Raw genomic sequence first — 12,742 nt, forward strand, 5'->3', positions numbered from 1 at the left:
GCGGTAATCGCGGGCGGGCGTCCGATTCTAGGCATGACTTCGAGGCTGTCCAGGCAGAAGAAATGGTAACTTTAGTTTATTTTGTCTACACCTTCCTAGGCTCTGTACGAAATTCTTTGAAACCTCATTGCAGCCCTTCAAGCACCACCATCCAGTAGAGTCCGCGTCCATCAAAGGCAGGAGCCCACGATGGTCAAACGGTACGAACTTTCCGACGCAGCCTGGGATTTGGTTGCAGATATCTTCAGTGAAACCCGCCGCAACGGACGCCCACGGGCAGATGACCGGCTGATGCTCAACGGCGTGCTATGGGGGCTCTGTTCAGGGGCTGCCTGGCGTGACATGCCCGAGCGCTTCGGCCCTTGGTCAACGGTGTATCAACGCTTTCGCGACTGGCGTAATCACGGGGCTTTCGACCAGATGCTCAAACGACTTCATATCCGGTTGAACGAGCAAGGCCTGATCGACTTGGAAACCTGGATGATCGACTCCACTGCCGTGCGTGCAACCCGAGCCTCATCAGGCGCCGGGAAAAAAGAGGGCCTGAAGAACCGCAAGACCATGCACTCGGGCGCAGTCGGGGCGGTCTGGCGACCAAGATTCACATGTTGTGCGATGCCAATGGCGTGCCGCTGCGCTTTCTATTATCAGGCGGGCAAGCAAGTGATATTGCTTATGCCCAACTGCTGCTGGATGAGGCTTACATCCCAAGCCTGCGCGGTCGCCCCCGTAAGCGCTGTCGCTGGCTGCTGGCCGACAAGGGCTATGACGCCGAAGTCCTGCGCCGCTACTGTGATCGTTCCCGGATGCAGCCAGTGATCCCGTTGCGCAGCATGAAGCGCAAGCCTCGGCCGGGTTTACCCAGACTGTTTGATCGCCCCAAATACCGCCAGCGCAACATCATCGAGCGCATGTTCGGATGGCTGAAGGAGAACCGCCGCATCGTTACGCGCTTCGACAAGCTCGCGAAAAGTTTTGCGGCAATGCTCTCATTGGCCTGTGCCATGCGGTGTTTGCGACAATATTTTTCGTACAGAGCCTAGTGCGCATTTTAAAGGTGTGCTTAATTCTTACTCCAAGTGCTTTATAACCGCTGGGCCAGGTCGGACAAGAATTGATGCGGGCCGTATTTTTGAATCTGATGAGGTCTGTCTAGAGAAGCATAATAGGCTCATAAATTTGCGCAACAAATACGTTGCGTATAGTGATGTTAATGAGTTTGAGTCAGTGACAATTTTAGAAGTGGAAACTTTCGAAGAGTTGGGGCTTAAACTTCAATATGAGATGACTTTTCCTTTTGATCGTCTTTATGAGCTAAAAGAGCTTATTCGACTAGTTGAGATGCATGTTATTGAGCGTCAACAATCCCATCTTGCAGCAGTTCAGGCCGAGGTTGGGAAACCTGTGCGTGTTCTAGAAGGGAGGTAGCTCCTAATCGCCTCCAGCGGCGAAAGACGAAACCAGACGCCTAGTCAGAAAAAGGGGCCTCCAGCGCCAAGTCACCAAGATACGCCAGCGAACGGAAATGTGGGGCTACAGGAGTCGTGTATTTTGATTATCTTTCGGGCAACCCAGGGAAACGAAGCCGACCTTGGGGTTGGCTGGCGCGGTAGGGGTGGACATGTCTAACCTCGGTATAGGTGTCGGGTCGCTCGGCGATCTGGATAAAACCGCTGGCGACGAACGGGCGCTAGGGGCGCCTCTGATCAAAAAGTGCGCAATTCTAGCGATGGCCGACGCACTTGACCAGCTTTATGCAGGGAAATACGACGAGTGCTGCGCTATGCTTCGCGCCGTTGCGCCCAGGTGAATTCTTATAGTCAACAGAACGTCTGTAACTATAAGTAAAAGGGCGCATGCTGCATTGGCATTCACGAGAGTCTTGCAAGCTTGGCGTTGTCTTGAATGTCATGCCTTTTATAAGAAGCCCCGATCTGGGTAGTAGGAGTGGTGGATGGGTCAGGCAAGTAGTCAGGCGGTAGGCAGCGAGCATTCCAGGGCCAGGCCCCTGGGGATGCTGGTGGCGGCAGTCGGGGTGGTTTATGGCGACATCGGGACCAGCCCGCTTTATACCTTGAAGGAGGTATTCGCGGGGCATTACGGGGTTCCGGTCAACCACGACGGTGTATTCGGCATCCTTGCATTGATCTTCTGGTCGCTGATCTGGGTGGTCTCGATCAAGTACGTGTTGTTCATCCTGCGGGCCGACAACCAGGGCGAGGGCGGCATCATGGCCTTGACCGCCCTGGCCCGGCGGGCGTCGACGCCCTATCCGAGGCTGCGGGTGGTCCTGGTCATCCTGGGCCTGATCGGTGCGGCCTTGTTCTACGGCGACAGCATGATCACCCCGGCGATTTCCGTATTGTCGGCGGTGGAGGGGCTGGAGATTGCCTTCGACGGGCTCGAGCACTGGGTCGTACCGATGGCGCTGATCGTGCTGGTGGCGCTGTTTCTGATCCAGAAACACGGTACCGATCGCATCGGCAAGCTGTTCGGACCGGTAATGGTCCTGTGGTTCGTGACCCTGGGCGGGCTGGGGATCTACGGCATCGCCCAGCATCCGGAAGTGCTGCAGGCGCTGAACCCGGTCTGGGGCGTGCGGTTTTTCATCGTGCATCCGGGCATGGGCGTGGCCATTCTCGGCGCGGTAGTGCTGGCATTGACGGGTGCCGAAGCGCTGTACGCCGACATGGGCCACTTCGGGCGCAAGCCGATCGCCCGCGCCTGGTTCGCCCTGGTGCTGCCGGCGCTGGTACTCAACTATTTCGGCCAGGGCGCCTTGCTCCTGGAGAACCCGGAAGCGGCGCGTAACCCGTTCTATCTGCTGGCACCGAGCTGGGCCCTGATCCCGCTGGTGGTCCTGGCGACCCTGGCTACCGTGATCGCCTCCCAGGCGGTGATCTCCGGCGCGTTCTCCCTGACCCGCCAGGCGATCCAGCTGGGTTATATCCCGCGCATGTACATCCAGCACACCTCCAGCGCGGAGCAGGGGCAGATCTACATCGGCGCGGTGAACTGGGCGCTGATGGTCGGGGTGATCCTGCTGGTGCTGGGCTTCGAGTCTTCCGGCGCACTGGCTTCGGCCTACGGCGTGGCGGTGACCGGGACCATGCTGATCACCAGCATCCTGGTGTCGGCGGTGATGCTGTTGTTGTGGAAATGGTCGCCGGTGCTGACGGTGCCGATCCTGCTGGGCTTCCTGCTGGTGGACGGGCTGTTCTTCGCCGCCAACGTGCCGAAAATCTTCCAGGGCGGTGCTTTCCCGGTATTGGCGGGGATTGTGCTGTTCGCCCTGATGACCACTTGGAAACGCGGCAAGGAACTGCTGATGGACCGCCTCGGCGAGGGCGCGTTGCCGCTGCCGATCTTTATCAACAGCATCCGTGTGCAGCCGCCGCATCGGGTCCAGGGCACCGCGGTGTTCCTCACTGCGCGCTCCGACGCCGTGCCCCATGCGCTGTTGCACAACCTGCTGCATAACCAGGTGCTGCACGAGCAAGTGGTGCTGCTGACCGTGGTCTATGAGGATATCCCGCGGGTGCCGAGCCAGCGTCGCTTCGAGGTGGATTCCTATGGCGAAGGCTTCTTCCGGGTGATCCTGCACTTCGGTTTCACCGACGAGCCGGACGTGCCTGAAGCGCTGAAGCTGTGCCATCTGGACGAGCTGGACTTCAGCCCGATGCGCACCACCTATTTCCTCAGCCGCGAGACGGTCATCACCTCCAAGATCGTCGGCATGGCGCGCTGGCGCGAGACGCTGTTCGCCTTCATGCTCAAGAACGCCAACGGCAACCTGCGCTTCTTCAAGCTGCCGGTGAACCGCGTGATCGAGCTGGGTACGCAGATCGAGATGTAAGCGGGCGCGATAGCAGAAGCCCTCGTCACCTTAGCGGTGACGGGGGCTTTTTTGTTGGGGGAAGGTTCTCTTACCGCTGCCTGCCGGGGTGGGTTGGCTGATGCTCCTGCGTGTCTTTGAACTCACTGCAAGCGCGTTTCCAAGGGCATGAAAAAGCCCCCGGTGCCGGTTGGCAGCGGGGGCCTTGTCTGGGCATTCAGATCACTCTTCGGCGACCTTGTCCTTGCCCTGGCGTTTCTCGATGACGTTGACCAGGCGCTGGGCCAGGGCCGGGTAGTTTTCGTCGAAGTGATGGCCGCCCGGCAGTTTCATAGCTTCGCCGACGGCGGTCTTGTCGGTGCAACCGCTTTCGTCGACTTCTTCCTCGCCGTAGATGCACACCACTTTGGCGGCTGGCAGCTTGGCCATTTCCGGGCCGGTGGCGGCTTCCTTGCCGGCGTTGCCCAGCCAGCCTTCGACTTCGATCTCGAAGCTGCCGGTGCGGGCGAAGGCCAGCAGGATAATGGCGTCGACCCGCTGCTGCTCGGCTTCCGGCAGGCGGTTGTAAATGGCCGGCAACACGTCGGCGCCGAACGAATAGCCGGTCAGCACGAAGCGCTTGGTGCCCCATTTCTGCCGGTAGTGCTGCATCAGTTCGGTCAGGTCGGTGGCGCTCTGTTCCGGGGTCTTGTGCTGCCAGTAGTAGCGCAGGGTGTCGATGCCGACCACCGGGTAGCCGATCTTGGCCATCTCGCCGGCTACGTCACGGTCCAGGTCGCGCCAGCCGCCGTCACCGGAGAGGAACAGGGTCACGGTGTCCTTGGCCTGGCCGGCCGGCACTTCGACCACCGGGATGTTCAGGCCGCCATTGTCCGAACCCACCAGCAGCTTGCGCAGCTCGTTGTTCAGCACCTGGGGCAGGTGAATGTCGTAGTCGCTGATGCTGGTGCTGGCATTGGGGGTGTCACGCACGAAGCCGGCGCTTTCGTCATCCGGGTTGTCGTTCCAGGCCACCAGCCAGTGGCCGTGGGCCAGGGTCTTGGGCAACGGGTCGGTGCAGCCCGGGGCCGGGTTGATGGTAAAACCCACCGACACGGCCTGGGCCTTGTCGTTGTTCTGGGTGGCGATCCAGCGCCAGGCCAGGGCGGCGCCAGGGCCTATGCCGCTGACCAGGGTCGCCGGGCCCGCGAGTTGGCCGAGGGCGGTCTGCAGGGCTTGTTCCTGCAGCTTGCAGTCGTCCTTGGGCAGGATCACCTGGACGATCTGCGCCGCGCCGCCGCGGCTCAAGGCCTGGAGTTGGGTATCGGTCAGGGCTTCGTCGGCAAGGACGGCCACGGCGACCCGGGCCTTGGCCTGGGCGGCCGGGGTGACGCGGGTCAGGGTCGAGCCATCGGTCTGGGCCAGGTGTTCCAGGGTCGGTTGTGGTGCCGGACGATTCCAGTACCAATAGCCGCCTCCCGCTATCAGGGCAAACACCACCAGAGTGGCTAATACATACCGCCAGGAGCGTTGAATCATCAGCGTTTCACCAATCCAGTCAGGCCGCCCGCAATCAGGGCGGCGGTATCGGCCAGTGCCACCAGCGGATCCAGTCCGGCGGGCACGGCCATGTAACGAGGTTCCCAGTCAGGCTGGAATTTGTCTTTGAAACGGCGCAACCCTTGGAAGTTGTACAGCTGCTCACCCCGACGGAAAACCATCGATCCAAGGCGCTGGGTCAGTGGCGCGCCACGCCGGGGTTGCAGACCCGACAACGGCACCATGCCCAGACTGAAGCGGGCATACCCATGGTTTTTATAATGCTGGATCAGGCCGACCATCATGAATTCCATGGTCAGCTTGGGAGCCTCCGGGTGGGCGCGCATCAGGTCGAGGCTGGCCAGGTCATGGCTGTAGGTCTCGAGCAGGTTGGCGAAGGCCACCGGACGTCCTTCAAAGCGGATGATCGCGATACGGAAATGCTTGAGGTAGTCCTCGCTGAAACGCCCGAGGGAGAAACCTTTCTCGCGGACATTCTTGCCGGTCAGCCAGGCATCGGAAATGACTTTCAGCTCGTCCATCGGCGCCTGCCCGGCTTCATGGATTTCCAGCGACAGACCGTCGCGGGTACCGCGGTTCCAGGTGTAGCGCAGGTCCTTCATTTCCTTGCCCTTGGCTTCGAGGTCAAAGCGGTTCAGGTCGACCCGGGCTTCTTCGCCAAGCTTGATCGCGGTCAGGCCGATGTCCATGTAGTACGGCAGGTTTTCCGCGCGCACCTGGTAGAACACCGGACGCGCATGGTGGACGTCGCACAGGTCGCGGAACTGCCAGATCATCTCGGCCCGTTGCTGGGTCGGCCCGACCGGGTCGTACAGCGCCACCAGGCTGCGGCCGCGCCGGGCATACATGAGGAAGGCGTCGTCGTTGGGATGGAACAGCAGGGCCTTGTCGCCGGTCAGGGACAGGCCGCCGTCGGGCTGGGAAGAGGCCATGAGGATCTTCGCCGCGCGGTCCAGCTCCTCGCCATTGGGCAGGTGAATCACCGGGCGCGCGGTGCGCAGCAGCCAGGTCAGGGACACCACCACCAGCAGCACCGCGGCCCCCAGCAGCGAGCGCAGGCCCCGTGGGGCATCGGCGTCGAGGGTGAACTGCCACCACAGCTGATGGCTGTAGGGCACGTCCTGATAGGCGAACAGCAGCAGCCAGATCGATGCGCCCAGCACACAGACGCTGGCCACCAGGTACAGCGGCGAGAATGGCAGTTCGGTGAGGCGACTCGGCCGGTAGAAGGAGCGCCGGAAGACCGCCAGCAGGCTGGCGGTCAGGGTCATCAGGCTGGCTTCTTCCCAGTCGAAACCCTTGAGCAGCGAGAGCACGGCACCGACCAGCAGCAGGATGGTGGTCAATATCCAGGCCGCGGACAGGCGCCGGCGCAGGCCCTGGGCCAGCAGCAGGCAAAGCACCCCGACCAGGCTGGCGCCGAAGTGCGAGGCATCCACCAGGCGGTGCGGGATCAGAAAACCGATGTGTTGCAGGCGGGTGTCGATTTCCGGGGTCACGCCGGAAAACAGCAGCACCACGCCGGACAGGAACACCAGCACCGCGAGGATCGGTGCAGCCAGGCCCGAGGCTACCCGCAGCGATTGACGGGTCTGGAACAGGCGCTGGGCTTCATTGATCAGCAGCAGGACGCAGGCCACCAGCATCGGCAGGATCACGTAGATCAGCCGGTACAGCAGCAGGGCGGCGGCCAGTGGCGCTGCACCGAGTTTGTCGGCGAAGGCGGCCAGCAGAATCGCTTCGAACACCCCGACGCCGCCGGGTACATGGCTGAGCACGCCGGCCGCCAGGGCCAGCAGGTAGACCAGCAGGAAGGCGCCGAAGGGCGGTGCCTCGGGCAGCAGCAGATACAGCACGGTGGCGGCGGCGGCGACGTCGAGGGCGGTGATCAGCAGTTGCAGGAGCGTCAGGCGGCGTCCCGGCAGGCGCAGGGTGCGGCGCCCGGCCTTGACCAGCAGGTTGTCCGGCAGTGGCTGTTCGGGCAGGCGGCGCCGATAGATACCGATGGCCAGGATCGCGCAGAGCAGCAGTACGGCGCCGGCAATGCTGGCCAGCAGGCCCTCGGAGAGGCGCAGGGCGGCGGAGGCGGCGGGCAGGTTGCTCAGGGTCGCCAGGGCCGCGAGCGGTGGCAGGGCACAACCCAGGGACAAGCTGGCGAACAGCGTCATATGGGCGACGTCGCCGGCACCCACGCCATGCCGGGCATAGAGGCGGTAACGCACCGAGCCGCCGGAGAGCAGCGACAGGCCGATGGCGTTGCCGATGGCAAAGGCGGTAAAACCCCCGAGGGCCAGGGTGCGCGGCGGCAGGTTCACCCCGGCGTAGCGGCTGGCGGACCATTCGTAGCCGAGCAGGATGACGAAACCGACCACGGTCGCAGCCAGGGCACCGAGCAGGGCCGGCTTGGGCACGTCGAGGATCGAATCATGCAGGGCATACAGATCCAGCTCGCTGAGCAGGTGACGACAGGCAATCAGGGCGATGCCGAACAGCAGCAGGGTCACCACCATGCCGATCGGCTGGCGGTATTTGCTCAATAGCTCCAGCCAGCGCAAGCGGGTGGCCGCAACCGGTTGGTTCGCTGTAACGGTATCGGTGTCTTGTGAGTCAGACGAGTTGGCGCGCATCAATCACCTCGTGGATTGTGCGCGACAGGATGGGGGTATCCAGCCAAGTTACCAATCCCTGCAGAAAAAATAGTTTCAAATATTAACGCGTCTCACCATGGCCCTGCGAGCCCGGACGGCCAGCGTTTTCAAGCGGCAGCCTGGCAATGAGCATAGCGGGTTGGAAAGAGTGGCGGAGGTGACTGACGGTTCACGGGAGGTTGCCAGGTCATTGTTGCGAAAAGATTTTTTCGACAGATACAAAAAAGGCCACTCTTTCGAGTGGCCTTTTTTGTTGTTTGGTTGCGGGAGCCGGATTTGAACCGACGACCTTCGGGTTATGAGCCCGACGAGCTACCAGGCTGCTCCATCCCGCGTCTGTGTGGCGGCATTCTACAGACGAATGCTGGAGTGTCAACCGTTAATGGTCTATTGAGTCAAATAAGTGTTGAATGACTCGCAAGGCGGGTTAAGTCCCGGTACTGCAAAGGGTTTTGTTTTGCGCGACAACAAAACGAGCGCGCACAAAAAAGGCCACTCTTTCGAGTAGCCTTTTTTGATGTTTGGTTGCGGGAGCCGGATTTGAACCGACGACCTTCGGGTTATGAGCCCGACGAGCTACCAGACTGCTCCATCCCGCGTCTGTGTGGCGGCATTCTACAGAGGATCGCCGGCCTGTCAACCGATTAACCGAAAAAACTGTTTTCGTTCAATTGCTTAGCGTGAAAATGCAGCCCTGGATCGGCCTTGAGGGCATGCTGCACAAGGCTTTTAGCTCTATTGAGGGGCTTTGACCGATTGAGAAAATAAATTCATCTTCCGATTCTTCTGGCGGCAGGCGGGAGAAATCAAACTACTGGTGCTATATACAGTTCTCGGTGAGATACTGTCGCCCTGTCTTGTGATCGACCTCTTGCTTCCATGAACTCTGCCTTTATATGACGCAGCGCAAAATCATCCACATCGACTGCGATTGCTTCTACGCCGCTATCGAAATGCGCGACGACCCGCAATTGGCCGGCAGGCCGATGGCGGTGGGCGGCTCGGCGGAGCGACGCGGGGTGATCGCCACCTGCAACTATGAGGCCCGCGCTTTTGGCGTGCGTTCGGCCATGTCCTCGCGGCATGCGCTGACGCTGTGCCCCGACCTGCTGATCGTCAAGCCGCGCATGGAGGCCTACCGGGAAGCGTCGAAAGAGATCCATACGATCTTTCGCGACTACACCGACCTGATCGAGCCTTTATCCCTGGATGAGGCCTACCTGGACGTTTCCGACAGCCCCAACTTTGCCGGCAGCGCCACGCGAATCGCCCAGGACATTCGTCGCCGGGTCTCTAACCAGCTGCATATCACGGTGTCGGCCGGGGTGGCGCCGAACAAGTTCCTGGCCAAGATCGCCAGCGACTGGAAAAAGCCCAACGGCCTGTTCGTGATCACCCCGGACCAGGTCGAGGACTTCGTTTCGGCCTTGCCGGTCAACAAGCTGCATGGCGTGGGCAAGGTCACGGCCGACAAGCTGGGACGCCTGGGCATCGCCAGCTGCGAGGCATTGCGCGAATGGAGCAAGCTGGCGCTGGTGCGCGAGTTCGGCAGTTTTGGCGAGCGGTTGTGGAACCTCGCCCGGGGTATCGATGAACGGCCGGTGCAGAACGACAGTCGCCGGCAGTCCATCAGTGTGGAAAACACCTACGACGTCGATCTGCCCGATCTGCAGAGCTGCCTGGATAAACTCCCGGAGCTGATGCAGACCCTGGCCGGCCGGATCGAGCGAATCGACAGCAGCTACCGTCCGGGCAAGCCCTTCGTCAAAGTGAAGTTTCACGATTTTACCCAGACCACGCTCGAACAGGCGGGAGCAGGGCGGGACCTGGAGAGTTACCGGCAGCTTTTGACCCAGGCGTTCAAGCGCGGGGACAGGCCGGTGCGGCTATTGGGGATTGGTGTGCGTTTGCAGGATCTGCGTGGCGGGCATGAGCAACTGGAGTTGTTCAGCCGTTCCTGAAACAGCATCGCGAGCCAGCCCACCCCCGCAGTGCGGAAACAGGCTGGCTCGCGATGGTTATCCGGTCAGTGGGCGCCGGGGTCGGCGACCAGGCGGCCGGCGTTCTTGGTCAGCGACTTGAGAAATTCGCTTTGCAGCTCCGGATCGTTGCGGGTCAGCTCGATCAGGCTCTGTTCCAATTCGCTGGCTTCTTCTTCCAGGCCCAGTTCGGAGAGACGCTTGACCCGGTGCACCCACTGGCTCACTTCGTCATCTTCGAGGTCGTCGTAGATCAGGTTGTGCGCTTCCAGCAGCTTGCCGCGCAGATTGTTGCTGATGGCCAGCGACGAGTCGGAGTGCACGTCGTCCTGGGCATCCGCGACGCTGATCTGCAGCTTGCCGATGTGGTTCAGGTCCTGTTCGGAAAACGGGCTGTCCAACAGGTTCAGGCGAAGTACGCCGTTGCGGTCGGTGCTCAGCTCGTGGGTTTCCTTGCCGGCCTTGACCTGCACCGGGCGTTCGCTCCAGGGCAGGCTCGAATACTCCACGCGCTTGTCGCGCTGGACTTCATCGATGCCCGCCAGGTTCTGCTGCGCCCGGCCGTGGGACTGCACGTTCATGAACGGGTTGAGCCCGGCCACGCCGTAGCTGATCCAGTCCTTGGTGACGCTGTCCGGCAGGTTGCCCAGGGCAAACACATTGACCACGTTGGCGCCGACACCCGCGACCACGGCTACCGCGCCCAGCGGGATCTCGTAGAGCTCCCGCCAGGGTTGATAGGGCGTGTAGCGATCGTAGCGACGCGTGACTTCGAACTCGGTGACTTCGAAGGTCTTCTGCTCGTGGATGCGTACCCGGCGTTGCGGCAGCTCAAGCACCTTAGGCTCACCGACATCGATCTGCAGGCTGTGATCGAGCAATTTGCGCTCGACACGTTCCTCGTGCTCGCTGCGTTGCGACATCTGGTTGGCACAGCCGCTGAGCAACAGGGCGCCGCACAAGGCGGCGCCACCGAGGCTTAAGGTGTTTCGCTTGAACATGACTTCTCTATCTGGTTTCAGCGACGGATACGGGCTTGGAGGAAGGACAGCACGTCAGCCACCGGCAGCGCTTGCGCCTCGGCTTCGGTACGGCTCTTGTATTCCAGGTTGCCTTCGGCGAGGCCGCGGTCGCTGACCACGATCCGGTGTGGAATGCCGATCAGCTCCATGTCCGCGAACTTGATGCCCGGGCTGGTCTTCTTGTCGCGGTCGTCCAGCAGTACTTCGAAGCCGGCGGCGGTGAGTTGCGCGTACAGCTTGTCGGTGGCTTCGCGTACCTGCTCGGTTTCATAGCGCAGCGGTACCAGGGCGATCTGGAACGGGGCCAGGGTGTCGCTCCAGATGATGCCGTTCTCGTCGTTGTTCTGCTCGATGGCCGCGGCCACCACGCGGGACACGCCGATGCCGTAGCAGCCCATTTCCAGGGTGACCGGCTTGCCGTTCTCGCCCAGCACTTCGCACTTCATCGCCTTGCTGTACTTGTTGCCCAGCTGGAAGATGTGCCCGACTTCGATGCCACGCTTGATTTCCAGGGTGCCCTTGCCGTCCGGGCTTGGGTCGCCGCTGACGACATTGCGCAGGTCGGCGACGGTCGGGACCGGCATGTCGCGTTCCCAGTTGAAGCCGAAGTAGTGCTTGTCGTCGACGTTCGCGCCGATACCGAAGTCGCTCATCAGGGCCACCGAGCGGTCGACGATGATTGGCAGCGGCAGGTTCAGCGGGCCCAGGGAGCCGGCGCCGGCGCCGATGGCGTCACGCAGTTCGGCTTCCGAAGCCATGACCAGCGGGCTGGCGACGCCAGGCTGGTTGGCGGCCTTGATTTCGTTCAGCTCGTGGTCGCCACGGATGATCAGGGCGATCAGCTTGCCGGCTTCCTCGGCGTGCACCACCAGGGTCTTGACGGTCTTTTCGATCGGCAGGTTGTAGCCTTCCACCAGCTGCGCGATGGTTTTCGCGTCAGGGGTGTCGACCAGGCGCAGTTCTTCGCTCGGCGCCGGGCGCGAGGTTTCCCGTGGCACGGCTTCGGCTTTCTCGATGTTCGCCGCGTAGTCGGAGCCGTTGCTGAAAACGATGTCGTCTTCGCCGGACTCGGCCAGTACGTGGAATTCGTGGGAGCCGGCGCCGCCGATGGAGCCGTTGTCGGCTTCGACCGGACGGAACTTCAGGCCCAGGCGGGTGAACACGTTGCAGTAGGCCTGGTGCATGCGGTCGTAGGTGACCTGCAGCGATGCCTGGTCGGCGTGGAAGGAGTAGGCGTCCTTCATGATGAACTCGCGACCGCGCATCAGGCCGAAGCGTGGGCGGATTTCATCGCGGAATTTGGTCTGGATCTGGTACAGGTTGATCGGCAGCTGCTTGTAGCTGCTCAGTTCGTTGCGGGCCAGATCGGTGATCACTTCTTCGTGGGTCGGGCCGGCGCAGAAGTCGCGACCATGGCGATCCTTGAAGCGCAGCAGTTCAGGGCCGTACTCCTCCCAGCGACCGGATTCCTGCCACAGTTCAGCCGGCTGCGTGCTCGGCATCAACACTTCAAGCGAGCCGGCGGCGTTCATTTCTTCACGAACGATGGCTTCGACCTTGCGCATCACCCGCAGGCCCATCGGGAGCCAGGTGTACAGGCCCGAGGCCAGTTTGCGGATCATGCCGGCGCGCAGCATCAGCTGATGGCTGATCACGACCGCATCGGAAGGCGTTTCTTTCTGTGTGGCGAGCAAAAATTGACTGGTGCGCATGGTAGGC

The 12,742-nt window shown here is 61.7% G+C and carries 8 protein-coding genes and 2 tRNA genes; 4 read left to right on the forward strand and 6 right to left on the reverse strand.

Going from position 1 to position 12,742, the window contains the following annotated elements:
• The first annotated feature begins 189 nt into the window (after positions 1 to 189).
• The 3 genes from CRO75_RS14595 to CRO75_RS14605 all read left to right on the forward strand — a co-directional run bounded on the left by CRO75_RS14595 (position 190) and on the right by CRO75_RS14605 (position 3,856).
• A protein-coding gene (locus CRO75_RS14595) for an IS5 family transposase (RefSeq protein WP_097136398.1) occupies positions 190 to 1,043 on the forward strand; the annotation gives its coding sequence in 2 pieces (ribosomal slippage) (positions 190 to 531 and positions 534 to 1,043; 852 coding nt in all).
• A gap of 184 nt (positions 1,044 to 1,227) precedes the next feature.
• On the forward strand, positions 1,228 to 1,428 hold the full coding sequence (locus CRO75_RS32545) for a hypothetical protein (RefSeq protein ID WP_143503936.1): 201 nt from the start codon (positions 1,228 to 1,230) through the stop codon (positions 1,426 to 1,428).
• Between the two features lie 526 nt (positions 1,429 to 1,954).
• Positions 1,955 to 3,856 (forward strand): potassium transporter Kup, encoded by a 1,902-nt coding sequence (locus tag CRO75_RS14605; RefSeq protein WP_097136402.1) that lies wholly within the window; start codon positions 1,955 to 1,957, stop codon positions 3,854 to 3,856.
• Positions 3,857 to 4,057: 201 nt separating this feature from the next.
• On the opposite strand, the gene CRO75_RS14610 is transcribed toward CRO75_RS14605, so the two are convergent.
• The 4 genes from CRO75_RS14610 to CRO75_RS14625 form a co-directional block, all read right to left on the reverse strand.
• A complete protein-coding gene (locus CRO75_RS14610; RefSeq protein ID WP_097136404.1) occupies positions 4,058 to 5,353 on the reverse strand; it encodes an AcvB/VirJ family lysyl-phosphatidylglycerol hydrolase in 1,296 nt (431 codons plus the stop codon).
• Positions 5,353 to 8,001, reverse strand: a complete 2,649-nt coding sequence (mprF, locus tag CRO75_RS14615; protein WP_097136406.1) for a bifunctional lysylphosphatidylglycerol flippase/synthetase MprF — start codon at positions 7,999 to 8,001, stop codon at positions 5,353 to 5,355. Before mprF ends, CRO75_RS14610 begins: the two co-directional genes overlap by 1 nt.
• Positions 8,002 to 8,280: 279 nt before the next feature.
• Positions 8,281 to 8,357 (reverse strand) — tRNA-Met (locus CRO75_RS14620).
• Positions 8,358 to 8,544: 187 nt separating this feature from the next.
• Positions 8,545 to 8,621, reverse strand: a tRNA-Met gene (locus tag CRO75_RS14625).
• A 297-nt stretch (positions 8,622 to 8,918) separates the two neighbouring features.
• On the opposite strand from CRO75_RS14625, the gene dinB reads away from it, so the two are divergent.
• Positions 8,919 to 9,983, forward strand: a complete 1,065-nt coding sequence (gene dinB, locus CRO75_RS14630; RefSeq protein WP_097136408.1) for a DNA polymerase IV — start codon at positions 8,919 to 8,921, stop codon at positions 9,981 to 9,983.
• Between the two features lie 65 nt (positions 9,984 to 10,048).
• Here dinB and CRO75_RS14635 read toward each other — a convergent pair whose 3' ends face one another.
• The gene (locus CRO75_RS14635; RefSeq protein WP_097136410.1) at positions 10,049 to 11,002 is read right to left on the reverse strand and encodes a hypothetical protein; all 954 of its coding nucleotides are present in this window, start codon (positions 11,000 to 11,002) and stop codon (positions 10,049 to 10,051) included.
• A 17-nt stretch (positions 11,003 to 11,019) separates the two neighbouring features.
• Positions 11,020 to 12,735 carry a proline--tRNA ligase gene (locus CRO75_RS14640; RefSeq protein ID WP_009042453.1) on the reverse strand — a complete coding sequence of 572 codons (1,716 nt, stop codon included), beginning with the start codon at positions 12,733 to 12,735 and terminating at the stop codon, positions 11,020 to 11,022.
• Positions 12,736 to 12,742: the final 7 nt, after the last annotated feature.

This window comes from Pseudomonas sp. LAMO17WK12:I10, from assembly GCF_900215185.1.
GTDB classification, from domain to species: domain Bacteria; phylum Pseudomonadota; class Gammaproteobacteria; order Pseudomonadales; family Pseudomonadaceae; genus Aquipseudomonas; species Aquipseudomonas chlororaphis.